General features: G+C 63.1%; 23 protein-coding genes. 8 read left to right on the top strand and 15 right to left on the bottom strand.

Annotation, left to right across the window (positions count from 1 at the left end):
- Positions 1–92: 92 nt before the first annotated feature.
- Positions 93–2,294 carry an NADP-dependent isocitrate dehydrogenase gene (locus tag KJP30_RS14270; RefSeq protein ID WP_218449929.1) on the top strand — a complete coding sequence of 734 codons (2,202 nt, stop codon included), beginning with the start codon at positions 93–95 and terminating at the stop codon, positions 2,292–2,294.
- 58 nt (positions 2,295–2,352) lie between these two features.
- On the opposite strand, the gene KJP30_RS14275 is transcribed toward KJP30_RS14270, so the two are convergent.
- From KJP30_RS14275 to KJP30_RS14305, 7 genes are all read right to left on the bottom strand, one after another.
- Positions 2,353–2,730, bottom strand: a complete 378-nt coding sequence (locus KJP30_RS14275; RefSeq protein ID WP_218449930.1) for a Na+/H+ antiporter subunit G — start codon at positions 2,728–2,730, stop codon at positions 2,353–2,355.
- Between the two features lie 11 nt (positions 2,731–2,741).
- A complete protein-coding gene (locus KJP30_RS14280; protein WP_218449931.1) occupies positions 2,742–3,011 on the bottom strand; it encodes a K+/H+ antiporter subunit F in 270 nt (89 codons plus the stop codon).
- Positions 3,008–3,499, bottom strand: a complete 492-nt coding sequence (locus KJP30_RS14285) for a Na+/H+ antiporter subunit E (RefSeq protein ID WP_218449932.1) — start codon at positions 3,497–3,499, stop codon at positions 3,008–3,010. The genes KJP30_RS14280 and KJP30_RS14285 overlap by 4 nt, the downstream gene beginning before the upstream one ends.
- Before the next feature lie 3 nt (positions 3,500–3,502).
- Positions 3,503–5,107, bottom strand: a complete 1,605-nt coding sequence (locus KJP30_RS14290) for a monovalent cation/H+ antiporter subunit D (RefSeq protein ID WP_218449933.1) — start codon at positions 5,105–5,107, stop codon at positions 3,503–3,505.
- On the bottom strand, positions 5,104–5,454 hold the full coding sequence (locus KJP30_RS14295; RefSeq protein ID WP_218449934.1) for a Na+/H+ antiporter subunit C: 351 nt from the start codon (positions 5,452–5,454) through the stop codon (positions 5,104–5,106). Before KJP30_RS14295 ends, KJP30_RS14290 begins: the two co-directional genes overlap by 4 nt.
- A gap of 1 nt (position 5,455) precedes the next feature.
- A complete protein-coding gene (locus KJP30_RS14300) occupies positions 5,456–8,320 on the bottom strand; it encodes a monovalent cation/H+ antiporter subunit A (RefSeq protein WP_218449935.1) in 2,865 nt (954 codons plus the stop codon).
- Positions 8,321–8,742: 422 nt separating this feature from the next.
- Positions 8,743–9,771: an NAD-dependent epimerase/dehydratase family protein gene (locus KJP30_RS14305; RefSeq protein ID WP_218449936.1), complete on the bottom strand. Its 1,029-nt coding sequence runs from the start codon at positions 9,769–9,771 to the stop codon at positions 8,743–8,745.
- A 95-nt stretch (positions 9,772–9,866) separates the two neighbouring features.
- Here KJP30_RS14305 and KJP30_RS14310 point away from each other — a divergent pair, with 95 nt between their 5' ends.
- The 6 genes from KJP30_RS14310 (at position 9,867) to KJP30_RS14335 (ending at position 15,478) form a co-directional block, all read left to right on the top strand.
- The gene (locus KJP30_RS14310) at positions 9,867–10,613 is read left to right on the top strand and encodes an HpcH/HpaI aldolase family protein (protein WP_218449937.1); all 747 of its coding nucleotides are present in this window, start codon (positions 9,867–9,869) and stop codon (positions 10,611–10,613) included.
- A gap of 134 nt (positions 10,614–10,747) precedes the next feature.
- Positions 10,748–11,491, top strand: a complete 744-nt coding sequence (gene modA / locus KJP30_RS14315; protein ID WP_218449938.1) for a molybdate ABC transporter substrate-binding protein — start codon at positions 10,748–10,750, stop codon at positions 11,489–11,491.
- Between the two features lie 4 nt (positions 11,492–11,495).
- On the top strand, positions 11,496–12,188 hold the full coding sequence (modB, locus tag KJP30_RS14320) for a molybdate ABC transporter permease subunit (protein WP_218449939.1): 693 nt from the start codon (positions 11,496–11,498) through the stop codon (positions 12,186–12,188).
- Positions 12,188–13,261: a molybdenum ABC transporter ATP-binding protein gene (gene modC / locus KJP30_RS14325; RefSeq protein ID WP_218449940.1), complete on the top strand. Its 1,074-nt coding sequence runs from the start codon at positions 12,188–12,190 to the stop codon at positions 13,259–13,261. The genes modB and modC overlap by 1 nt, the downstream gene beginning before the upstream one ends.
- 31 nt (positions 13,262–13,292) lie before the next feature.
- Positions 13,293–13,958 carry an SDR family NAD(P)-dependent oxidoreductase gene (locus KJP30_RS14330; protein ID WP_218449941.1) on the top strand — a complete coding sequence of 222 codons (666 nt, stop codon included), beginning with the start codon at positions 13,293–13,295 and terminating at the stop codon, positions 13,956–13,958.
- The gene (locus tag KJP30_RS14335) at positions 13,955–15,478 is read left to right on the top strand and encodes a cryptochrome/photolyase family protein (protein ID WP_218449942.1); all 1,524 of its coding nucleotides are present in this window, start codon (positions 13,955–13,957) and stop codon (positions 15,476–15,478) included. Before KJP30_RS14330 ends, KJP30_RS14335 begins: the two co-directional genes overlap by 4 nt.
- A 24-nt stretch (positions 15,479–15,502) precedes the next feature.
- Here the strand turns inward: KJP30_RS14335 and KJP30_RS14340 are convergent, their stop codons facing one another.
- The 4 genes from KJP30_RS14340 to KJP30_RS14355 form a co-directional block, all read right to left on the bottom strand.
- On the bottom strand, positions 15,503–15,961 hold the full coding sequence (locus KJP30_RS14340; RefSeq protein ID WP_218449943.1) for a DsrE family protein: 459 nt from the start codon (positions 15,959–15,961) through the stop codon (positions 15,503–15,505).
- A gap of 125 nt (positions 15,962–16,086) precedes the next feature.
- Positions 16,087–17,349 (bottom strand): PhnD/SsuA/transferrin family substrate-binding protein, encoded by a 1,263-nt coding sequence (locus KJP30_RS14345; RefSeq protein WP_218449944.1) that lies wholly within the window; start codon positions 17,347–17,349, stop codon positions 16,087–16,089.
- Positions 17,350–17,399: 50 nt separating this feature from the next.
- A complete protein-coding gene (locus KJP30_RS14350) occupies positions 17,400–18,824 on the bottom strand; it encodes an MORN repeat-containing protein (protein WP_218449945.1) in 1,425 nt (474 codons plus the stop codon).
- 109 nt (positions 18,825–18,933) lie between these two features.
- Positions 18,934–20,457 (bottom strand): MORN repeat-containing protein, encoded by a 1,524-nt coding sequence (locus tag KJP30_RS14355; protein WP_218449946.1) that lies wholly within the window; start codon positions 20,455–20,457, stop codon positions 18,934–18,936.
- Positions 20,458–20,600: 143 nt separating this feature from the next.
- On the opposite strand from KJP30_RS14355, the gene KJP30_RS14360 reads away from it, so the two are divergent.
- On the top strand, positions 20,601–22,259 hold the full coding sequence (locus KJP30_RS14360) for an NAD+ synthase (RefSeq protein ID WP_218449947.1): 1,659 nt from the start codon (positions 20,601–20,603) through the stop codon (positions 22,257–22,259).
- A 79-nt stretch (positions 22,260–22,338) separates the two neighbouring features.
- Here KJP30_RS14360 and KJP30_RS14365 read toward each other — a convergent pair whose 3' ends face one another.
- The 4 genes from KJP30_RS14365 to KJP30_RS14380 form a co-directional block, all read right to left on the bottom strand.
- Positions 22,339–22,773, bottom strand: coding sequence for a CBS domain-containing protein (locus KJP30_RS14365; RefSeq protein ID WP_218449948.1), 435 nt, complete (start codon positions 22,771–22,773; stop codon positions 22,339–22,341).
- 90 nt (positions 22,774–22,863) lie between these two features.
- On the bottom strand, positions 22,864–23,247 hold the full coding sequence (locus tag KJP30_RS14370; protein ID WP_218449949.1) for a metallopeptidase family protein: 384 nt from the start codon (positions 23,245–23,247) through the stop codon (positions 22,864–22,866).
- Positions 23,244–23,777, bottom strand: coding sequence for an RNA 2',3'-cyclic phosphodiesterase (thpR, locus tag KJP30_RS14375; protein ID WP_218449950.1), 534 nt, complete (start codon positions 23,775–23,777; stop codon positions 23,244–23,246). Before thpR ends, KJP30_RS14370 begins: the two co-directional genes overlap by 4 nt.
- Entirely contained in the window at positions 23,777–24,718 is a 942-nt protein-coding gene (locus KJP30_RS14380; RefSeq protein ID WP_218449951.1) for a 1-phosphofructokinase family hexose kinase, read from the bottom strand. The genes thpR and KJP30_RS14380 overlap by 1 nt, the downstream gene beginning before the upstream one ends.
- Between the last annotated feature and the right edge of the window lie 85 nt (positions 24,719–24,803).

The raw sequence follows: 24,803 nt of genomic DNA on the forward strand, positions 1-24,803 counted from the left end.
GACACTGTATACATCGGCATACAGTAGACGCGCGCGCCGCCTTGCCCTATGCAGGGGCCAAATCGCCACGCGTTTTCAGAAAGGCCGGACACATGTCTGATTCCAATCCCGACATCATCTATACCAAGGTCGACGAAGCCCCCGAGCTGGCCTCGGCCTCGCTCTTGCCGATCATCCAGAAATTTGCTGCCGCTGCCGGTGTCACCGTTGGCACCAAGGACATCAGCCTTGCAGGCCGTATCATCGCCACCTTCCCCGAGGCGCTGACCGAAGAACAGCGCCAGTCAGACGATCTTGCCGCGCTTGGCGAGCTGGTCAAGACGCCCGAAGCCAATGTCATCAAGCTGCCGAACATCTCGGCTTCGGTGCCGCAGCTGGTTGCGGCAGTGAAGGAACTGCAATCGCAGGGTTACGCGCTGCCGGATTATCCCGAAGAGCCGAAGACCGATGAGGAAAAGGCCGTCCGCGCCAAGTATGACACCATCAAGGGTTCGGCCGTGAACCCGGTGCTGCGCGAAGGCAACTCGGACCGCCGCGCCGCCGCCGCCGTCAAGAAATTCGCTCAGAACAACCCGCACCGCATGGGTGAGTGGACCGCCGACAGCAAAACGCGCGTCGCCTCGATGCCGGGGAATGACTTCTTTGCCAACGAGGTTTCGGCCACGCTGGACAAGGCGGCCACCGCCAAGATCGTGCTGGAAACCGCCAACGGCGAAACCGTCCTGAAAGAGGGCGTTTCCTACCCGGCGGGCACTGTCGTGGACGCCACCTTTATGTCGGCCAAGGTGCTGGACCAGTTCCTTGCCGAGGAAATCGAGAAGGTGAAGGCCGACGGCACGCTGTTCTCGCTGCACATGAAGGCCACCATGATGAAGGTGTCCGATCCGATCATCTTTGGCCACGCGGTCAAGGCATGGCTGGCCCCGGTCTTCGAACAGTTCGGTGACAAGCTGGCCGCGCTGGGCGTTTCGGGCAACGCCGGTCTTGGCACCCTGCTGGACAAGGTCAAGGACGAGCCGGAAATCATGGCTGCCATCGACGCGGTCACTGCCGAGCGTCCCCCGATGTACATGGTCGACAGCGACCGAGGCATCACCAACCTGCACGTGCCGTCGGATGTCATCATCGACGCATCCATGCCCGCGCTGATCCGTGCCGGTGGCAAGGGTTGGGGCCCGGATGGCAAAGAGCATGACACCACCTGTGTCATCCCCGACAACTGCTATGCGCCCGTTTATGACGAGACCATCAAGTTCTTCAAAGCGAACGGCAAGCTGAACCCGGCCACCGCCGGAACCGTTCAAAACCTTGGCCTGATGGCGCAAAAAGCCGAGGAATACGGCAGCCACCCGACCACCTTCGAGATCCCCGAGGACGGCACCGTCAAGATGATCCTCGACGATGGCACGGTCTTGCATTCGCATGCTGTCGAAGCCGGTGACATCTGGCGTTCGGCCTCGGCCCGCAAGGCGCCGATCGAGGACTGGGTGAACCTTGCCATCGACCGTCAAAAGGCCACCGGCTATCGCGCGATCTTCTGGCTGGACGAAACCCGCGCGCACGACGCGCAGCTGATCGCAATGGTCAAGCCGATCCTGGAAGCAAAGGGCGTGGCCGACAAGTTCGAGATCATGGCCCCGCGCGAAGCGACCCGCGCGTCGCTGGAAACCATCACCAAGGGTGAGAACACCATTGCCATCACCGGCAACGTGCTGCGCGACTACCTGACCGACCTCTTCCCGATCCTGGAACTGGCGACCTCGGCCAAGATGCTGTCTATCGTCAAACTGATGAACGGTGGCGGGTTGTTCGAGACCGGCGCAGGCGGTTCCGCACCCAAGCACGTGCAGCAGTTGCAATCGGAAAACCACCTGCGGTGGGACAGCCTGGGCGAGTTCTGTGCGTTGGGTGAATCGTTCAAGTTCCTGGGTGACGCCAAAGGCAACGCCAAGGCCAAGGTTCTGGGAGACGCGGTGGAAACCGCCACTCAGGGCATTCTGGACAACGACCGCAGCCCCAGCCGCAAAGTGGGTGAGCCGGATAACCGCGACAGCCACTACTGGTTTGCACGTTACTGGGCCGAAGCGCTGGCCGCTCAGTCCGAGGATGCAGAGCTGGCCGCGCATTTCGCCCCGATCGCCAAGGCGCTGGCCGAAGGTGAATCTGCGATTGTCTCCGAACTGGCGGCGGCTCAGGGTTCCGCCGCGGACCTTGGTGGCTACTACCACGGTGACCCGGCCAAGACCGCAGCCGTGATGCGCCCCTCGGCCACGCTGAACGCGATCATCGGCTAAGGCCGGAACCAAGCAAAGGAAAACGCCCGCCGGAGCGATCCGGCGGGCGTTTTTCGTTTCAGGCGTCGGTTTTGACGGCTTCCTGTTCGGGCGGATCGTCATAGATCGACCAGTCGTGCGGTGCGCCGCTGGGCGGAAGGTCGCTGCGGCGCATCTGCATCAGGATATGCGTCTGCGCGATGAACAAGGTCGCAATAGGCGCTGTCAGGAACAGGAACAGGGTGATCATCAACTCGTGGAACGAGAGATGTTCTTTGACCAGCAACATGTACAGCATCGAGGCGATCAGCACGCCGCCAACACCCAGCGTCGTCGCCTTGGTCGGCGCGTGCAGCCGCTGCATCGTGTCGCCCAGTTTCAACAATCCAAGCGATCCGATCAGGCCAAAGATACCGCCGATCACAAGGAAGCCCGAGACGAGAATTTCAACAAACATCCGAACCTCCGTTATTCGATGATGTCGCCGCGCAGCAGGAAGCGGCAGTAAGCGACGGTGGAAACGAAACCGACCATGGCGACCAGCATCGAAGCTTCGAAATAGACGGCGGTGCCTTGCAGGATCCCATAGGTCACAAGCAGCGCGATGACGTTGATGACCATCGTGTCCAGCGCAAGCACACGGTCGGCATGGCCCGGGCCGCGAATGACTCGCCAGAGGTTGAACAAGAGCGCAAGGCCAAAGCAGCTCATGGTGAAATACAGCGCGTAGGTGATCATCCGAAAATCTCCTTCAGCCGGGCTTCGTAGCGTGTCTTGATCTCGTTGCGGATGCTGTCGGGATCATCCGTGTGCAGGCAGTGGACCAAAAGCGCCGTCCCGTCCGAGGACACCAGCGCCGAAACCGTGCCGGGCGTCATGGTGATCGTCCCGGCCAGAACGGTGATCGCCTCGGGCGAGGTCAGGTCCAGCGGCACGACCACCCATTGCGAATGGATCTGCGACCGGGGTTTGAACAGCACGATCTGAGCCACCTGAATCGAGGCGACGATGATGTCCCAAAAGACGATCAAGACATAAGGCACCGACATGAAGGGGCGTTTCAACGCCGGTCGGCCGGGCCAGTAGGGGGAGGTCAGGATAGGCACGACAATGCCAAGGAACCCGCCCAGCAGGACGTTTCCCGGGGTGACCTTGTTGACCAGCATCAGCCAGACAGCGAGCAGCGTCAGGCTGAGCAGGGGATGGGGAAAGAGGCGCTTGAGCATGGCTTAATGTCCCTTTTCCGCGTGCGGATCGGCATCGGCGTGCGGAGCCGCCTCCGCCTTTGCCTTGTCCTCGGGCTTTTCGACCGGGGCCAGCACGGTCTCGATGTAACCCTGAGGTTCGAACAACTGCTTGGCCGCCTCGCGCATGTAGGTCGTGGTCGGGCCGGCAAAGGCCGCAAGCGCCACCAGAAGGCCCAGCAAAACCATGGTCGGGGCGACTTCGTTGAAACGGGCCGGTTCCGGATGCGGTTCGGCCTCGACCGGGCCCATGCCCTCGGGCACCGAAACAGAGGTCGATTTCCAGAAGATCATGCTGCCTGCCCGGGCAAAGCCGACGATGGTGATCAGCGAGCCGACAAGGATCCCGCTCCATGCCCAGCCCATCTGGCCGGGTTCGCGCAGCGCGTCGAGGATCAGCAATTTGCCAAGGAACCCGGACAGCGGGGGCATACCCGCCATGGCAATCGCCCCGGCAAAGAAGAGGGCCGCGAACAGGCCGTTCTGCAAGACCGGGGGCCGCACATCCAATGCATCCGATCCACGCCGCGTCACAACCAGATCGGCAAGCAGGAACAGGGCCGCCGCCGAGAAGGTGGAATGCACAAGATAGTACAGCGCGGTTTCAGTGGCATAGGCATCCACCGGCGCCACGGCCAGCATCAGCGTGCCCATGGACCCGATGACCGAAAAGGACAGCAGCGGCATCAGCTTGCGCGCCGCCAGAACCCCGACCGCCCCCAGCGCCAAGGTCACGAATGCAGCCGGGAACAGCCACGTCGTTACCACGTCGCGGGTGGAATCCGCCTCGGGGTGAAAGGCCAGCGTGTGCAGGCGAATGATCGCATAAGCGCCGACCTTGGTCATGATCGCGAACAACGCGGCAACCGGCGCCGGGGCGTTGGAATAGGTGCCAGGCAGCCAGAACTGCACCGGGAACAGCGCCGCCTTGATCATGAACACGATCAGCAAAAGTACCGCCGCGACCCGCACCATGGCCGCATCTTCGGCCGCGATCTGTGGAACTTTCACCGCCAGATCCGCCATGTTGAGCGTGCCCGTCGTGGCGTACATCGTGCCAAGGGCAAACAGGAACAGGGTCGACCCGGCGAGGTTCATGACCACGTATTGAAGCCCCGCTTGCAGGCGAACCTTGCCCCCGGAATGCACCATCAGCCCGTAGGACGCGATCAGCAGCACTTCGAAGAAAACAAAGAGGTTGAAGGCGTCGCCGGTCAGGAAGGCGCCACAGATGCCCATCAACTGGAACTGGAACAGCGCGTGGAAGTGTCTCCCCTTGGCGTCCCAGCCCGTGGCGATGGCGTGCCATAGCACGATCAGCGCAAGCGAGGCGGTCAGCAGAACCATCATCGCTGACAGGCGATCCAGCACCAGCACGATGCCAAAAGGCGCGGGCCAGTCGCCCAAGCGATAGACGTGAGTGCCGCCTTCGGCCGCCCAGAAGGCCAGCCCAAGCGCAATGGCAAAGAGCGAAACAGTGCCCGCAACCGAGGCGGTCCGCGCCAGCACGATGTCGTGCCGCATGACATAGCCAATCAGCGGCGCCAGCATGGCGGGCAAAACGACAGGGGCGATGATCCAGTGACTCATGCCGCATCGTCCTCTTTGTTGGCGTCTTTCATGTCGATCTTGTCATCCCCGGCCTCGAGGTAAGCCCCCAAAGCGAACATCACCAGAACCGCCGTCATCCCGAAGGAAATCACGATGGCGGTCAGGACCAGCGCCTGTGGCAAAGGATCGGTATAGGGCACATCAGCGTATTTGTTCAGGATCGGCGGCGCGTTGATCGCCAGCCGCCCCGTCGAAAACAGGAAGACGTTGACCGCGTATGACAGCAGCGAAAGCCCCAGCACGACCGGGAAGGCCCGCAGGCGCAGGATCAGGTAGACCCCGCCCGCCGTCAGTGTGCCGATGGCACTTGCGACGAGAAGTTCCATGTCACTCCTCTCCTTTCTTGACCGCCATGCGTGGGCGCGAGGGGTCGTAATCCATCGGTTCGGGGTTCACGGTTTCACCCGCGTGGCGTGCCATCCGGCTGAGGCTGTAGAGCATCAGCATCACCGCACCCAAGACACAGAGGAACACGCCAAGGTCGAACAGGGCCGCAGTGGCCAGTTCGAACTCTTCGATCGGCGGAATGTGGACATAGCCAAAGGCCGAAGTCAGGAACGGCGTGCCCGACAGCCATGCGCCCGCGCCGGTCAGGCCGGCGATCACCACGCCCCAGCCGATCATCGCGTGATACTCAAGCTGTTGGCGCCGCATGGTCCACGCAAACCCCGAGGCCATGTACTGCATCAACAGCGCGATCGAGAACACAAGACCGGCGACGAAACCGCCCCCCGGTTGATTGTGGCCGCGCAGGAAGATGTAGACACCGACCATCAGCGCCATGGGCATCATCACCCGGGTCGAAATGACCATCATCAGCGGATGGCGGTCATGCGACCGGTCGTAATTATAGCCCGAGTTGCGCAGACGGGCCCCGGCGGGACCGCTCAGCAGCGCTTCCATCAGGGCAAAGATCACAAGACCCGCGATGCCCAGAACGATGATTTCGCCGTAGGTGTCATACCCCCGGAAATCCACGAGGATCACGTTCACGACGTTTGTGCCGCCGCCGCCCTTGTAGGAATTGGCGAGGTGATATTCGGAGATGGTCGAGAAGTCGCGTGTCATGAAGGTATAGGCCAGCGCGGCAACCCCCAGACCGGCGGCGATTGCCACGGTGCCGTCCATCATCCGCCGCCCGGTCGAGCTTTCGGCCGGGGTGGTCTTGGGCAGGAAGTGGAGCGCCAGCAACAGCAGCATGATGGTCACGGTCTCTACCGAGATCTGCGTCAGCGCGAGGTCAGGCGCCGAAAGATAGACAAACCCGGCCGAGATCATCAGGCCGATGACCCCGATCACCACCAGCGCGCGGTAGCGCATGTGATGCTGCGTGACCACGACCAGCGTGGCACAGATCAGCAGCACCCAACCCACGGCAAAGACGGGTGAGATCGGCAGCAATTCGCGGGTCGCCGGGGCGATTTCCCCACGCAGGAAAGCGGTATAGGCCGCGGCCACCGTGGCGGCGGTGAAAATCGCAAGGTAACGGCTGATCGAACCGTCATGCAGGGTTTCGCTGATGCCGCGCGACAGGCGCACGCAGCCGTTCATGACGGCGTCAAAGGCTGCCTTGGCATAGAAAGGCCCGGCCTTGATCCAGGCCGCATCCAGCGGGCGGTGCAGCGCCAGCAGCACCGCGCCCCCGGCGATTGCCGCCATGGACATGAACAGGGCCGGGGTCACGCCGTGCCAGATCTTGAGATGTGCGTGGGTGGTGTGCCCGGTCACCGCGGTTGCGGCCATGTTGACGACCGGTTCGGCAAGGAAGGGAGCCACGCCGATCAGCACCACGAAAATGCACAGGAAAGCGGGCGACAACCACATGCCCGCAGGCGGATCATGAGGTTTGTGCGGATAGTCGTCGCGCACCGGACCGCCGAACACGTGAAAGATGAAGCGCAGCGAATAGGCCACCGAGAACAGCGCCCCGACCGTTGCCAGCGCGGGCACGATCCACGGGTTTTGCCACCAATAGGTGTGGCTTGCTTCTTCCAGCATCATTTCCTTGGACAGGAAGCCGTTGAACAGTGGAATCCCCGCCATCGACAGCGCCGCCACCGTGCCGATGACGGCTGTGATCGGCATCAGCTTGGCCAGTCCGCCCAACCGCTTGATGTCGCGGGTGTGTGCCTCATGGTCGATGATGCCGGCGGTCATAAAGAGCGCGGCCTTGAAGGTCAGGTGGTTGAGAATGTGAAAGACGGCGGCGATGGCGGCGGCTTCGGTTCCGAAACCCAGCAGCATGGTCAAAAGGCCAAGGTGCGACACCGTGGAGAAAGCCAGCAGCCCTTTCAGGTCATCCTTGAACAGCGCGATAACGGCGGCAATGACCATGGTCACCAGCCCGGTGGTGGCCACGAGATAGAACCAGAGTTCCGTGCCCGACAGCGCCGGCCACATCCGGGCCATCAGGAAGACGCCCGCCTTCACCATCGTGGCCGAGTGCAGGTAGGCCGACACCGGTGTCGGCGCGGCCATGGCGTGCGGCAACCAGAAATGGAAAGGGAACTGTGCCGACTTGGTGAAAGCGCCCAGCAGGATCAGGATCACGGCGGGCGTATACCAGTCGGATGCCTTGATCGCCTCGCCCGCGGCGAGGATGTCGGTCAGGTTGTAGCTGCCCGCGATATTGCCAAGGATCAACATGCCGCCGATCATGGCAAGCCCCCCGGCGCCGGTCACGGTCAGCGCCATGCGCGCGCCCTGACGGCCTTCGGGCAGGTGCTTCCAATATCCGATCAGCAGAAAGGACGAGAGCGAGGTCAGCTCCCAGAAAATCAGCAAAAGCAGGATGTTGTCAGAAATGACGATGCCCAGCATCGCGCCCTGGAACAACAGCAGATAGGTATAGAACTGGCCCACCGGATCCTCGCCCGACAGGTAGTAGCGCGCATAAAGCGTGATCAGCAGGCCGACGCCAAGGATCATGCAGGCAAACATCAACCCCAGCCCATCGAGGAAAAAGGCGGCCTCCAGCCCCAGCTGCGGCAGCCAGGGAATGGACATGGTGTAGACCGTGCCGTTCATCACGCCGGGGGCCAGTGTGCCCAGCATGACAAGCGCAAGGATTGTCGGAACGGCGGTAAAGGTTGCTGTGGCGGTGCGTCCGGCACGGATCATGATGCCCGGCACCAGAGCGCCCAGGAAGGGCAGCAGAGCGATGATGGGCAGAAGACTGCTCTGTGTGGTCATTCACGTCTCCGCAGGGTCAGAAAATTAACGGTTTTTTCCGAAAAGACCGCGTGGATTGCAATGATCTTTCCGCAAAGGGCGGGTCATTGCCGCAGGTGCATAACGGGATCGGCGCGGCCTATTGGCCGGTGGCAGCGTACCACGGGTCGCGGAGACCGCAGGGGCAGAAACGAAAGAGCCGAGCGACTCCCCAGGACAAGCCCTGGTGTGAAGTGATCTCGTGCTCGGCCACGTTCTGATAGGTCCCCCGTCGCGCGGAATTCTTTGCCGCTCCCTTTATTGTGGGGCGTGCCGCGCCCTGCGCAAGGCCAAAGATGATGTTTCGGGTCATTAATCGGGCCGGGGGTGACGCTTGTCCCGGCCTTTGGCCGGAACGTCGCCCCACCCGCCGTCCCTTTGGGCGGCGCCCGGTGTTTTCAGTGTCAGGACGGATCGGTATCGTTGCGAAGGTAGTAGTCGCGGTACCATGCCACGAATTGCGCAACCCCGTCGCGCACCGAGGTCCGGGGCTGGTAGCCTGTCAGCCTATGCAACAGGGCCGCATCCGCCCACGTGGCCGGCACGTCGCCCGGCTGCATCGGCATCAGGTTGCGCGTCGCGGGAAGGCCTGTGGCCTCTTCGATGGCCTCGATGAAGTCGGTCAGTTGCACCGGTTCGGAATTGCCGATGTTCACCACGCGGAAAGGCGCCACCGGCGAAAGGCTGTCGCCCTCGGGGACAATGCCCTCGGCCGGGCGTTCCGGCACCGCGTCGATCAGCAGCCGGATGCCTTCGACGAGGTCATCGACATAGGTGAAGTCGCGCTTCATGTCGCCGAAGTTGTAGACGTCGATCGGTTTGCCCTGAAGGATCGCCTTGGTGAATTTGAACAGAGCCATGTCCGGCCGGCCCCAAGGGCCGTAGACCGTGAAGAAACGGAACATCGTGGTCGGCAGGTTGAACAGATGGGCATAGCTGTGGGCCATTGCCTCGGTCGACTTCTTGGTCGCCGCGTAGAAAGACATCTGATAGTCGGCCCGGTCGGTTTCCCGGTAGGGCATTTCCGTATTGGCGCCATAGGCCGACGAGGTCGAAGCCAGCAACAGGTGGCGCGGCGGGTGCGCGCGTGCCGCTTCGAGGATCTCAAAGGTGCCAACGATGTTGGATTCAAGGTAAGAGCGCGGATTCTCGATCGAATAGCGGACCCCGGCCTGAGCCGCGAGATGGATGACCACATCGGGCATTTCCCGTTCGAACAGCGCCGCCATGCGGCCGGGATCCTCGACCCGGCCGATTTCCGGGACGAAATCGCCCAGCGGAGCAAGTCGGGCGTGGCGGCTTTGTTTCAGGGATACTTCGTAATAGTCGGTCAGCGCGTCCAGCCCGATCACGCGCCAGCCTTCGCCCAACAGGCGCGCACAGCAATGGTAGCCGATAAATCCGGCCGATCCGGTAACAATGGCAGTGGGCATGATTTGCCCTCCTTTGCGATCCAATACTTGCCTTGCCGTTTGCCTGATCGCTGCACATGCGTCTAGGGTCTGCGCATAGGCAGAGAGGGAAGTGGATGGAACTGAAGAAGAACGGCTTCAAAGCCGGGATCCTGTCGGGCAAACTGCAACGCGGGATCTGGTGCAGCATGACCGACCCGATGGCGGCCGAGATGATGGCCACCTGCGGCTATGACTGGATGCTGTTCGACTGCGAACATTCTCCGATGGACCCGATCCGGGTCCTGCCGATGTTGCAGGCGGTGGCACCGCATCCTGTCTCGGCGCTTGCGCGGCCGTCCTGCCTGAACGCGGCCGAGATGAAACGCCTGCTGGACATCGGTGCGCAAACGCTTGTGGTGCCCTATGTGCAGAACGCCGAAGAGGCGGCCGAGGCGGCAGCGGCCATGGACTATCCGCCCAGAGGCATCCGCGGCGTGGCCGGCATGACCCGGGCCAGCGGTTTCGGCAAGGTGGCGGGCTATCACGCCAAGGCACGCGACGAATTGTGCCTGATCGTGCAGGTTGAAACCGTCGCCGCCATGGCGGAGATCGAGGCCATTGCCGCTGTGCCGGGGGTGGACGGGATCTTTATCGGGCCGGCGGATCTGGCCGCGTCGATGGGCTTGCCCGGGCAGCCGTCGCATCCCGAGGTCCAGCAGGCGGTGATCGACGGGATCGGACGAATCTCGGCGGCCGGAAAACCTGCGGGCCTGCTGACCATGGATGCGGCGTTTGGTCAGAAGGCCATCGAGGCAGGTGTTGCCTTTCTTGCGCAGGATCTGGACCTGATCGCGCTGCGAAAGGGGTTGACGCTGACGTGAGCGGATCTTGGGGGCTCTGCCCCCTTGGCCTGCGGCCAATTCCCCCGGAGTATTTCCGCCAAGAAGAAGCCCGGAGGTGGTTTTTGCTCTGTGGTGTGGTGACAGGGGGCGCGGCGCGTGCCAGAACCTCGGCGATGAAACGGATATTTGCATATCTCTGCCTTGTTTTTGCGCTGGTCCGTCCGGTTCTTGCCGAGGAACCGGTTACGGTATTTGCTGCCGCGAGTCTGAAGACGGCGCTTGACGAGGTGGCACAGGTTTATGACGAGCCACTGGTGATTTCCTATGCCGGTTCTTCGGCATTGGCGCGGCAGGTGCAGCTGGGCGCGCCGGCGGATGTTGTCTTTCTGGCCAATACGGAGTGGATGGATGTGCTTGATCGCGAGGGGTTGATCGCGGCGGGCACGCGGATCGACCTGTTGGGCAACCGTCTGGTTCTGGCCGGTCCTGCCGGGGCGGACCCGGTGGAGATCACGCCCGCGCTGGACCTGACGGGGATGTTGGGTGAGGGGCGGCTGGCGATGGCGCTGGTACAGGCGGTGCCCGCGGGGATCTATGGCAAGGCGGCATTGGAGTCGCTGGGGCTGTGGGAGAGTGTTTCCATGCGGGTGGCGCAGGCGGACAATGTGCGGGCTGCGCTGGCGCTGGTTTCTTTGGGGCAGGTGCCTCTGGGCGTGGTTTATGCGACGGATGCGCAGGCCGACCCGGCGGTGGACGCGCTGGGTGTTTTTCCCGAGAACAGTCATCCGCCGATCCGTTACCCGGTGGCCGCGGTGGCCGGGCGCGGCGCGCGGGCTGCGGCCTTTCTGGATTTCCTGCAATCGCCCGAGGCGGCGGCGATCTTTGCCGCGCAGGGCTTTGCCGTTCTGAGCGAGTGACGGCATGGACTGGCTGAGCCCTGCGGAATGGGACGCCGTACGCCTGTCGTTGCGGGTGTCCTTTTGGGCGACGCTGGTGTCCTTGCCCTTCGGGGTGCTGGTGGCCTATGCACTGGCGCGCTGGCGGTTCCCGGGCAAGCAACTGGTCAACGGGTTGGTGCATTTGCCCCTGATCCTGCCGCCGGTTGTCACGGGTTATCTGTTGTTGGTGACTTTGAGTCCGAGAGCGCCTGTCGGAGCGGCGCTGGATGCGCTGGGCATCCGTTTTGCCTTTGACTGGACGGGGGCGGCCTTGGCGGCGGGGATCATGGGCTTTCCTTTGATGGTGCGGGCGATGCGCCTGTCGATCGAGGCGGTCGATCCCAAGCTGGAGCAGGCCGCCGCCACGCTGGGTGCCTCACGCTTGTGGGTGTTTGTTACCGTGACCTTGCCCATGGTTTTGCCCGGTGTGCTGGCCGGGGCGATTCTGGCCTTTGCCAAGGCGATGGGAGAGTTCGGGGCCACGATCACCTTTGTGTCCAATATCCCTGGCCAGACACAGACCCTGCCTTCGGCGATTTATGCGTTCTTGCAGGTGCCGGGCGGCGAAGGCTCGGCCTTGCGGCTGGTGGCGGTGGCCGTGGCGGTGGCGATGCTGGCGCTGCTTTTGTCCGAATGGGTGTCGCGTCGGGTGGCCGCCCGGGTCGGGGGCGCGTGATGCTGGAGGTTTCGGTTCGCCACCAACTGGGTGGTTTCACACTGGACGCGGCCTTTGAGGCGCCGCCGGGGTTGTGCGTGTTGTTCGGGCGGTCCGGGTCAGGCAAGACCAGCGTCATCAACGCGGTGGCGGGATTGATGCGCCCGGAGCGTGGGCGGGTGAAGGTCGGCGATCACCTGTTGGGAGACACCACTCAAGGTATTTGGTTGCCGCCGCACAAACGCCGGCTTGGCTATATATTCCAGGAAGGCCGGCTGTTCCCGCACCTCTCGGTACGCCAGAATCTGAGGTATGGGCGTTGGTTCGCCGGGTCGTCCCTGCCGGTGGAACCGGTTGTGGATATGCTGGGCCTTGGCCCGTTGCTGGACCGCCGGCCCGGCGCGCTTTCGGGTGGGGAAAAGCAGCGTGTCGCCATTGGGCGGGCCTTGTTGGCCGATCCGGGGCTGATCTTGGCCGATGAACCGCTGGCCGCGCTGGACGAGTCGCGCAAACGCGAGATCCTGCCCTATTTCGAACGGCTGCGGGACGAGGCGCGCTGTCCGATCCTGTATGTCACCCATAGCGCCGCCGAGGTCGCTCGACTGGCGACCACGGTGGTTGTCTTGCAGGACGGGCGGGTGATGCGGCAGGGCACGGCTTCGGATGTGCTGAGTGATCCGGATGTGACGCCTGCGGGGATCCGGGCCGTTGGCGCTGTGCTGGAGGCGCGGGTGGCGGTACATCATGACGACGGGCTGACCGAAGTCACGGCGGGCGGTTTGCCTTTGTTCCTGCCGCGTGTCCCGCAACCGGTGGGTGCGCCCTTGCGGGTGCGGATCGCGGCGCAGGAGGTGATCCTTGCGCGCCACCGGCCCGAGGGTCTGTCGGCGTTGAATATCCTTCCGGGTCGGGTGGACAGCATTCGCGAAGGTGATGGGCCGGGTGCGCTTGTTTCGCTGGATACGGATGCGGGCCGGGTGCTGGCGCGGGTCACGCGCCGGTCGGCCGAGGCGCTTGACCTAACGCCGGGCGCCAGCTGTTTTGCCGTGGTCAAGACCGTGGCTATCGCACGTGAGGACGTGGGCAGCGCTTGATCCCGGGGTGGGCACCGCTAACTGCCCGGGCATGGAAAACGCACTGATTATCGGGGACAGCGGCGGGATCGGCGGGGCCGTTGCGGCGCATTTGCGCGCCGAAGGCGTGGCCGTCACCGGGCTGTCCCGGTCGCGTGACGGGCTGGACGTGACCGACGAAACCGCGGTTGCCCGGATCATGAACCGGCTGAACGGGCCATTCGATCTGGTTTTCGTGGCGACGGGGGCCTTGGAAATCGACCGAGCCGCGCCTGAAAAGACGCTGAAATCGCTGACCGTCAAGGCGCTGGAAGACCAATATCGCCTGAACGCTATCGGTCCGATGATGGTGTTGAAACAGGCGGTGCGCCTTTTGCCGCGTGACCGGCCCGCGGTTTTTGCGGTGTTGTCGGCGCGGGTCGGCTCGATCGGGGATAACCGGTTGGGTGGCTGGTATAGTTACCGTGCTGCCAAGGCGGGCGTGAACCAGTTGATACACGGTGCGGCGATCGAGCTGGCCCGGACCCACCGCCAGCTTGCCTGCGTCAGTTTGCACCCCGGTACGGTCGAAACCGCATTTACCGCGAAATACGCCGACCGTCATCCGACGGTTTCGCCGCAACAGGCGGCGGCGCGTCTGGTGCGGGTCATGCACGGTCTTGGGGCAGGGGACACGGGCAAATTTCTGGACTATGACGGGCAGGAGATCCCCTGGTGACGCGGCTGATCCTTGTTCTGGGCGACCAGTTGACCGAAAGCGTTGCCGCGTTGAAGGCTGCGGACAAGGACCGCGACGTGATCGTCATGGCCGAGGTCGCGGATGAAACCCGCTATGTCCCCCACCATCCCAAAAAGATCGCTCTGGTGCTGGCGGCGATGCGCAAATTCGCCGTCGCCCTGCGCGAAGATGGTTGGGACGTCCGCTATACCGAACTGGACGATACCGGGAACGCCGGATCCATTTGTGGCGAATTGCTGCGGCGCGCGGAAGAAACCGGTGCGCAAGAGGTCATTGCCACCGAACCGGGCGAATGGCGGCTGATCAACGCCCTGCGCCATTGTCCCTTGAAGGTGCGGTTTTTGGAAGACGACCGGTTTATCGCCAGCCATGCCGATTTCGATGGTTGGGCCGAGGGGCGCAAGGCGCTGCGGATGGAATATTTCTACCGCGAGATGCGCCGCAAAACCGGGCTGCTGATGACTGATGATGGTCCGGAGGGCGGCCAGTGGAACTATGATGCAGACAACCGAAAACCCGCTCAGGGCGAGGTCACGCACGAGCCGCTGTGGTTCGAACCGGACAGGACCACGGCCGAGGTTCTGGATCTGGTCGAAGCCGCCTTTCCCGACAATTTCGGCCGTTTGCGCCCCTTTGGCTTTGCCACCGACCGGGCGCAGGCGCTGAAGGCGCTGAGCCATTTCGTCGACAAGGCGCTGCCACGGTTCGGTGACTATCAGGACGCGATGCTGGATCAGGACCGGTTCCTGTATCACTCTTTGCTGTCGGCCTATATCAACATCGGCCTTCTTGATCCGCTGGAGGTTTGCACATCCGTTGCAATGGCCTATGCGGACGGATCTGTGCCAATCAACGCCGCCGAGGGGTTTATCCGGCAGATTATCGGCTGGCGGGAATACGTGCGGGGCATCTATTTCCGCGAAGGCCCGGATTATCCCGACCGCAACGCCTTGGGACATGACCGTGCCTTGCCATGGTTCTACTGGGACGCCGGGACAGAGATGCGCTGTGTCGCGAAGTCCGTGGAACAGACCCGGGACGAGGCCTACGCCCACCATATCCAGCGGTTGATGGTGACGGGGAATTTCGGCCTGCTTGCAGGGATCAACCCCGCGGCGCTGCATGAATGGTATCTTAGCGTTTATATCGACGCATTCGAGTGGGTCGAGGCCCCCAACACCGTGGGCATGAGCCAGTTTGCCGACGGCGGGATCATCGCGTCGAAACCCTATGTGTCCTCGGGAAACTACATCAACAAGATGTCGGACTACTGCAAGTCATGCAGCTATTCCGTGACCAAAAAGACGGGCGAAGGCGCCTGTCCGTTCAACTTGTTGTACTGGCATTTCATGGATCGCCACAGGGACCGTTTCGAAGGCAACCCCCGGATGGCCAACATGTACCGGACCTTTGACCGGATGGATGCCGATCGTCGCGAAACGGTGCTGAAAGAGGCGCAGCGCTTTCTGGACCGGATGGAGGCCGGAGAGCGGGTCTGACACCCGCTGTCCGGCAGGACAGTTTCACGGCTTGATGTAGGTAAAGCCCATCTGCTGAAGCTTGGACAGTTCCGCCACGCCGGAGGGCACGATGTCATCTTCCCAGACATCGTAAAGGTCTTCCGAATAGTCGATCTTGCGTCCGACAAGCGTGTTGTTGCAGACGTGGAATGCCACGTTCTGACCTTTGAGGCTGGACACGGTTGTCTGCATGGTCGGGTCGCCTTTGGCGGCGGACAGCAAGCCCAGACCGTTGCCATGCATCACCACCTTGATTTCCATGTTTTCGGCGCCGACGGCGTTGATGTGGTTCTGGATGTTGCGCATCGCGCCCTTGTAGGCCTTGTTGCCTTCTCCGCCATTGTAATTGATGTGATACACGACCTTCTGCTTGCCATAGCCTTCGGCCATGGCGGTGCCGGTTGTCGCGAACAGCGCCAGGGCAAGGCTCAGCGCGGTCAGCAGTCTGACGATATGGGTCATAGTGGTTCCTCCCTTATCAGCGGGGCGGTGAACCCCGTTGTGCAAGACAGGATGACGCAGACAGGACGTGGACGGATACCCGGCAATTCCCTTTGATTCCTGCCGGTTTCGAACCCGGGAAAACCCTAGGTTTCGGATTCTTGGGGGGAAAGCTGGCGTTGGGCCAGCGCAATCAGCTGGGCCGAGCTGCGGGCATCGTATTTGCGAAGAAGGTTGGCGCGGTGGAACTCGACTGTCTTGGGGCTGATGCCCAGCGCCGCAGCGATTTCCTTGGTTGAATGGCCGGCGCCGATGTGGCCAAGGACCTGACTTTCGCGGCGTGTCAGCGGCACCTCGGAGTCCGCTTGTTCAGTCAAAGGGGGTGCGGCATCGGCGGGGCTTTGGGATCTGCGAAACAGCCAGCCCAGCAGCGCGGCAAGGGCCAGAATGGCTGCGATCATAGCGCCGCCCCAAGCGATCCACGCCGGGCCGCCGCCGGGCGGGGAGGTCGCAGCGCCCTGACGGTTGGCAAAGGCTGCGGCCAGCGCGCGGGCGTCGTGATAGCTGACCGGCGCACCCCAGGTATCGACCAGATCGCTGGACCCGCTTTGCAGCAGGGCCAGCGCCACGGTGTCGCGCAACTCGGCAGAGGTGCCGGCTAGCGCCACAAAGGGCCATTCCGGGTAAAGCCGCGTGCTGACGGCTTCGGGGTAGGTGTAGGTGACATTGGCGTTGAGCACGCTCAGCGCATCCGGGGGCACCACGCCTTCGGCTTGCAACCGTTCCAACAGGCCGCTGCGCACGATGCCGGCCTGAAGGTCGCCGTCCAGAACGGCCCGTGCGATGGCGTCTTGCGGAAATCCAAGAAAGACCATCTGGGTGCTGTCTTCCAACAGGTCAACGCCCTGCGCCTGAGCTTCGAACCATGCCATCTGAAAGCCGCCAAAGGCCTGCGGCGCAACCGCGCCGATGCGTTGATCCCGCAGGTCCGCCAGGGTGGTCAATCCGCTGTCGGCCCGTACCAGAACGGCCGAACCGAACTGCGTGGCATGTGACCCGTCCGACAGGCGTCGTTTGCGGGTGGCAAGAACGCTCATCGGAAAGGTTTCGGCAAGCTGGATGTAATGACCCGGGTTGGTCACGAGGAAATCCAGCCCGCCCGCGTTCACCAGCGGCCCGGCAGAGGTCAGCGTCACAGGAACCAGCCGGGCGACACGGTTGCCAAGATGAGGTTGCAGGTATTCCGCCAGAGGCGTCCAGACGGTCTGTTGGTCGGCCCAGCCGCGATGCGCCAGCACGCCGATGCGGACGACCTCGGGTTCTTGTGCTCGAACCAGACCGGGCAGGAGGCCGCCAAACAGGATGAGCGCGCAAAGAAACCACGCCGGAAACCGGTGTGCCATGGGCATACAGAAGGGACGGCGGGAAATGGGGCGGTCGTTCCAGACTGCCCGCGCGATCAATTGTCCGCCGTATCCGGGGCCGCCGGGGCAGGGGTCGAGCGCAGGGCGCCGCCGATCCATTCGCCCGACGCCTCTTCGCCGCTGGCGTATTTCATCGTGCCCTGACCCTGACGTTTGCCATCCTTGAAGGCGCCTTCGTAGACATCACCATTGGCATAGACTGCGATCCCCTGACCATTGATCTCGCCGCGAAGCCAGTCGCCATCGTAGGAAAAGCCCGAGGCCATGACGATCTTGCCCTTGCCGTGGCGCTGACCTTCGCGGAACTGGCCCTGATACACCGTGCCGTCTGGGTAGGTGGCTTTGCCTTCGCCATGGCGCTGACCGTCTTTCCACTGACCCTCATAGCGGTAACCGTCGGGGTAGGTCATGATGCCAAAGCCATCGTTGCGCGCGTTTTCAAAGCTGCCTTCGTACACCAACCCGTTGGGATAGGCCGCACGGCCCTTGCCCTGAATCACGCCGTCAACCCAGTCGCCGTCATAGGTCGCGCCATCGGGGTAGGTGATCTTGCCCTTGCCATTGGCGAGGTCGCCCTTGAACTGGCCTTCATAGACCGAGCCGTCGGGATAGGTGACCTTGCCCTTGCCTTCGATCTGGCCGGTGACCCAGTTGCCTTCGTAGCGATAGCCGTCCTTGCCGACAAAGGTGCCGATGCCGTGACGCTGGTCGTTGTTGAACTGGCCTTCGTAGATGTCGCCGTTTTCGTAGATGACCTTGCCCTTGCCTTCGCGGCGGCCATCCACAAGCTGGCCCTGATAAACGTCGCCGTTGGGCTGGATCAGCTTGCCCTCTCCGTCGATCTGGCCTTCGCGCCACGTGCCTTCGTAAATCAGCCCGTCGGGCATCGTCAGCTTGCCAAACCCGTCACGTTCGCCGTCGGCGACGCGGCCTTCGTAGATGGATTTGTCGGGATAGGTGATCTTGGCCGTGCCTTCCTTGACGCCGTTCACCCACTGGCCGTCATAGACATACCCGTTGGGTGCGGTCATCACGCCCTTGCCGTGGTGCAAGGCGTTGCGGAAGGACCCTTCGTAACGGACGCCATTGGCATAGATCGCCACGCCGCTGCCGGTGATCTTGCCGTCCAGCCACTGGCCTTCATAGGTGCCACCGTCGGCAAAGACGATCTTGCCCTTGCCTTCGGGCTTGCCCTTGGCGAACTGGCCTTCGTAGACAGACCCGTTTGGAAAGCGTGCGACGCCCTTGCCCTTGATCTCGCCCTCGACCCATTCGCCAGAGTATTCGTAACCGTTGGGCAGACGGTACGTGCCGGTGCCGTGCTGCAACCCGTTCAGGAAGGTGCCTTCGTAGACGCCACCGTCGTCGTATTGCTTGGTGACGGTCTGATCATCCTGGGCCAGCGCCGTGCCGGCGATAGCTACGAAGGCGCCAAGAAGGATGCTGCCTGCGGTTTTCATGCGCGTGCCCGTTTTCGTCTGTCTCTATCCTGTCTTAGCGGAAACTAAAGGAGGCCGGGGCGGACGGCAACGTCTTTCCATGTTGCTGGGCAATGGCCCGCGCCGGGCGTCAGGGGCGATCCCCCAGCGAACCGCCCCCGCTTTCGTCCGGTGCGATGACCCGGACGGGCAAGGCACCGGCCACACCGCCGCGCGAATGACTGCGTTCTTCGGGCAGCACAGGTTCTGGCGGCAGGCCGCTGGGATTGCCATCCAACTGCCCGTTGCGCCAGACACCTTCGGCCACCGTTCCGTCCTTGTACACCAAGCGCCCCTGACCCTCGCGCTTGCCGTTGACGAAATGGCCCGAGTAGACATCGCCATTGGTGTAGGTCGCGATGCCGCGCCCGTTGATCTCGCCATTGAGCCAGGCACCATTGTACTGAAACCCGTCCGCCATCGTGATCCGTCCGTGGCCGTGGCGTTTCCCGGCATGGAAAGAGCCGTCATAGACCGTGCCATCGGGATAGACTGCCTTGCCACGACCCTGTCGCTGACCCTCGGCGAACTGGCCTTCATAGCGGTAACCGTCGGTGTAGGTCATGACGCCGTAGCCGTGATTGCGGGTGTTGACGAAATCGCCCTCGTAGATCAGCCCGCCCGCGTATTCGGCGCGGCCCTTGCCCTGAATCACGCCTTTGACCCAACCGCCGACATAGATGCTGCCATCGGGGTAGGTGATCTTGCCTTCGCCGTGGGGCTGATCGTTTGCAAAGCTGCCGGCATATATCGATCCGTCCGGATAGGTGACCTGCCCGCTGCCGTCGATCTTACCGACCGTCCAGTTGCCCGTGTAGATAAAACCGTCTTTCCCGACGAAGGTGCCCTGTCCGTGGCGTTGATCCTTGTGAAAGGCCCCTTTGTAGCTGTCACCATTGGCATAGCGCACGGTCCCGCGCCCTTCGCGTTTGCCGTTGACCAGCTGGCCTTCGTAGATGTCTCCGTTGGCGTGGACCAGTTTGCCTTCGCCATTGATCTGGCCCGCCGCCCATGCGCCTTCATAGATCAGTCCGTCCGCCATGGTGATCTTGCCAAAACCATGCCGCTGACCGGCCTTGACCAATCCTTCGTAGACGGACCCGTCAGCATAGGTGATGCGCGCCCGGCCTTCCTTGGTGCCGTTGATCCATTGGCCGTCATAAACATAGCCCTCGGGCGAGGTCATGACCCCGCGACCATGGTGCCTGGCTTCGCGGAACTGGCCCTCGTAGAGCACGCCATTGGCATAGCGGGCCTTGCCTTGACCCGAAATCTTGCCGTGTTGCCAGGCCCCTTCGTAATGGCCGCCGTCCGCGAACACGATCCGCCCGGTGCCATGGGGTTTGCCCGAAACAAAATCACCGGTGTAGACCGAGCCGTTGGGGAAACGTGCCTTACCCTTGCCAAGGATCTGTCCGCGTACCCAGTCTCCGCTGTATTCATAGCCATTGGGCAGCCGGTAAGTGCCGGTCCCATGCTGAATGCCGTCGACCATCTGGCCGGTATAGACGCCGCCGTCGCTATAGGTTCGTGTCTGCACCCCCTGCGCCAGAAGTGACGGCGCGGATGCCAGAAAGAGTGCAGCGGAGACAATAGAAAGGCGAGATAAAAACATGCGGCGGACGGCCTCTGGAAATGCAAGACGGATGGGCAAAGCCTATGTGACGCGCCTTGGCGGGGCAACGCCCGCGGTCGAGGCGGCTTTCCCTCAGGCGTGGGTCTGATATGGGTGCGTCAAGATCAGGAAAGGGCGGCGCGATGAGCGATCGGTTTCGCATCACAATGGCACAGCTGAACCCCGTTGTGGGCGATCTTGAGGGTAACGCGGCCAAGGCCCGCGCGGCCTGGGAGGAAGGGCGCGCCCATGGCGCCGATCTTGTGGCGCTGCCCGAGATGTTCATCGCCGGGTACAACGCGCAGGACCTGGTAATGAAACAGGCCTTTCACATCGCTGCGATGCAGGCGGTGGACAAGTTGGCCGCCGATTGCGCGGACGGCCCGGCGCTGGCCATCGGCGGCCCCTACGTCGAGGGCACAGAGCTATTCAACGCCTATTTCATCTGCAACGGCGGCCGTGTCGTGACGCGGGTGCTGAAGCATGAACTGCCAAACGAAACCGTCTTTGACGAGGTGCGGATCTTTGACAGCGGCCCCATCGGCGGACCCTATGCCGTGGGCAACACGCGCATCGGGTCGCCCATCTGCGAGGATGCATGGCACCCGGATGTGGCCGAAACCTTGGCTGAAACCGGGGCCGAGTTCCTGTTGGTGCCGAATGGATCGCCCTATTACCGCGGCAAATACGAGACCCGGCTGAACCACATGGTCGCCCGCGTGGTCGAGACCGGTTTGCCGCTGATCTATCTCAACATGGTCGGCGGACAGGACGATCAGGTTTTTGACGGCGGGTCTTTCGTGCTGAACCCCGGCGGGCAGATCGCCGTGCAACTGCCGGTGTTCGACGAATGCATCGTTCCGGTTGACATGGTGCGCGGGCCCGAGGGGTGGCGCTGTGAGGAAGGGACGTTCCAGAAACACCCCGACGACTGGGAACAGGACTATCGCGTCATGGTCGAAAGCCTGCGCGACTACCTGCGCAAGACCGGGTTTTCCAAAGTTCTTCTGGGTATGTCCGGCGGTGTGGATTCGGCCTTGGTGGCGACGATTGCCACGGATGCGCTGGGCCCGGAGAACGTGCGCTGCGTGATGCTGCCGTCGGAATACACCTCGTCGCATTCTCTGGAAGACGCAGAGGCCTGCGCCAAGGCGCTGGGCTGCCGCTATGACTATGTGCCGATTTCCGGGCCGCGCGCGGCGGTGACAGAGGCGCTGGCACCGTTGTTTGAGGGCACGCAACCCGACATCACCGAGGAAAACATCCAGTCGCGCTTGCGCGGGCTGTTGTTGATGGCGCTGTCGAACAAGTTTGGCGAGATGCTGCTGACCACCGGCAACAAGTCCGAGGTCGCGGTGGGCTATGCCACGATCTACGGCGATATGGCGGGCGGCTATAACCCGATCAAGGATCTGTACAAGACGCGCGTATTCGAGACCTGCCGCTGGCGGAATGCCAACCACCGTGCATGGATGAATGGCCCCGAAGGTGAAGTCATCCCCGACCGGATCATCACCAAGCCGCCGTCGGCGGAACTGCGCGAGGATCAGAAGGACAGCGATTCCCTGCCCGATTACCCGGTGCTGGACGCAATTCTGGAAATCCTCGTGGACCGGGACGGGTCCATCGCGGATTGCGTCGCGGCGGGGTATGACCGGGCCGATGCCAAAAAGGTGGAACACCTGCTCTACATCAGCGAATACAAGCGGTTCCAGTCGGCACCGGGGGCGCGTCTGACCAAAAGCGCATTTTGGCTGGACCGGCGCTATCCGATCGTCAACCGCTGGCGCGATCCCAGCTGAGGGGACGGCGGGACGGACGCTGTTCCGCGCCTTGCGGCGCGAAAGACGCCCCGCCCGCCGTCCCTTGGCCGTCGCGCCCCTAGCCGGCCTGATCGGCGCGGGCGCCCGTCATTTCGACAAAGCGTTCGTAGAGCATGACATATTCCGCAGGCACATCGCGGTAAGACAGGAGACCCACGGGTTTGCCATTGTCCACCACCGGCATGTGGCGGAAGGCCGTGCCCAGATGGGATTTGAGTGTCTGGGCAAGATCCGCGTCAATGTCGACGGTCACCGGGTCGGGGGTCATGACGGTTTGGGCCGGCGTGTCATCCAGTGACAGACCCTTGGCCACCGCGCGAAACACGATGTCGCGCTCCGAGAGCACACCCGCCAAAGCGCCGTCATGCAAGACGACAACCGCACCGACCCCCGCATCGGCCATCCGTTGCGCCACTTCGCGCAGCGGCATGTCGGGGGCAACGGCGTGCAGGGCGCGATTTCCGAGGATCTTGCGAATGGTGGTCGTGGGCATTGGAAATCCTGTCAATGAACGTTTGAAACGAAGATTAGGCAGCGCGTATTGCCGCCGCAAGGGCGACGGCAAGGGCTGGTGTGCGGCGGATCACTCCCACCAGCGGTCGATGGTTGCGATATCCTCATCCGACCAGCCAAAGTGGTGGGCGAATTCATGCACCGTCACATGTGCGATCAGATCATCTAGCTCGATGTCGCCCCGCGCGCGCCATTCGTCGAGGATCGGTTCCCGAAACAGCCAGACCGTGTCAGGAAAGGGTGCCGGGTCGGCGAGGCTTTTCTGGGTCATCGGAACGCCGTCGTATAGTCCGGTCAGGTCGCGTGGGTCATCGATGCTCATCTCGTCCAGAATATCCTCTGGCGGCCAATCGACCACTTGCAGGATCACCTGCGCGGCAGCACGCCGGAACGGGGTCGGAAAACCTTGGATGGTGCGCTGGGCAATTTCGTAGAAACGGGCAATGTCGGTCATTGGGTGGGGGCCAGAGGATAGCGGGCCAGCTCTTCGTGTATGGCGCCGTCCGGGTGTAAATGAGACGCAAAAAGGCTGAAGGCGGCGCAGTCGAAAGGGCCGACCATGGCCGAAGCCAGAACCGCCAGAACCGGACCGGCGTCGGCGTGCCCCCTGAGCCGGGACAAGGTAACATGCGGACGAAACCGCCTGCGTTCGACTGAAATGCCACCGCCGCGCAGGCGGGTCATCACCCGGGCGTGCAGGTCGGTCAGGGCCGCGCCGCCGTCGGCCTCCAGCCCCACGGCTTGCCCGTGCCGTCCGCCAAAAACCGCCGCTCCGGCCAGCGTCAGCAAAGGTGCGGGCGCGCGCAGGCCCAGCAGGCTGTCGTGGATAAGCTCTGTCGAATCCTCGCTTTGGTCGCCAAGAAAGGCCAGCGTCAGGTGAAGGTTCTCATAGGGGACCGGGCGACCGACCGGAAACCGTGCCTGAAGCGCCTCCAGCGAAGCGCAGGCATGATCCGGCAGGGGCAGGGCAACGAACAGCCGCATCAGAGCGCCGTCAGCTCTGTCCTGGGCAGGATGGCGGCGAAATCCTCGGCGCGGCACAGTTGCGTGCCCGGGCTCAGGACCGCGGCGGCGGCGGCCGCTGCTCCTTGGCGCAATGCCTCGGGTGTTTTTAGTCCTTCGGCCAGCGCCTTGACGAAACCGCCGACGAAACTGTCGCCCGCGCCGATGGCGCTGACCACGGTCTGATTTGCGGCGGTGACATGCCAGCGCCCCTCCGCCGTGGCCATGACCGAGCCATCCTTGCCGCGTGCGATGATCACGATCTCTGCGGCACCGCGCGCCCGCAGGGTTTCAGCGAAATCGGCGCTTTCGGTTCGTGCCGTCAGATCCCGGCCCGCCAGGTCGCGCGCCTCGGCGCTATCCATGCGCAGGACATGTGGCGCAGGGGCAGGGGCCGTGGCTTGATGATGCAGATGCGAGCCAGAGGTATCCACCACGACGCGCCGACCGGACAGCCGCGCGCAGGCGCGCGGAATCCAGCCCGGCACGCATCCCGGCGGCATACTGCCCGACAGCACGATATAGGCCCCCTCTTCGGCCTCTTGCGCAAGATGATCCAGAACGGCGTCCAGCTGGGCCTCGTTCCATTCCGGACCGGAGAGGACAAAGCGATACTGTTCGCCGGTCCCTTCATCGGTCACGGAAAAACTGTGCCGCGTGTCGCCGGGGGCCTGATGGCGGATGATGTCCAGCCCGCGCTCTTGCAGCAGGCGGGCCAGCGCCTCGCCGTTTGGGCCGCCCAGCGCCACCATTGCGCGGGCCTGCCCGCCCAGTTGCACGATGGCCCGGGCGACGTTGACCCCGCCCCCGCCGGGCTCTGCCGTTTCCGGCCCGCAACGCAGCTTGGGCCCCGGTGTGACGCCCGCGCAGGCGGTGGCAAGGTCAAGAGCCGGGTTCAGGGTGACGGTGAGGATCTGGGTCATGGCGCGTTTCCTTGGCGGCGGTCCGGCACCGCCTTTCCAGAATGCCTAGCATCGGCCTGCCAGCCGGACCAGAGCCGCGCGCCCG

It is taken from the genome of Antarctobacter sediminis (assembly GCF_019218285.1).
Taxonomy (GTDB): Bacteria; Pseudomonadota; Alphaproteobacteria; order Rhodobacterales; family Rhodobacteraceae; genus Antarctobacter; species Antarctobacter sediminis.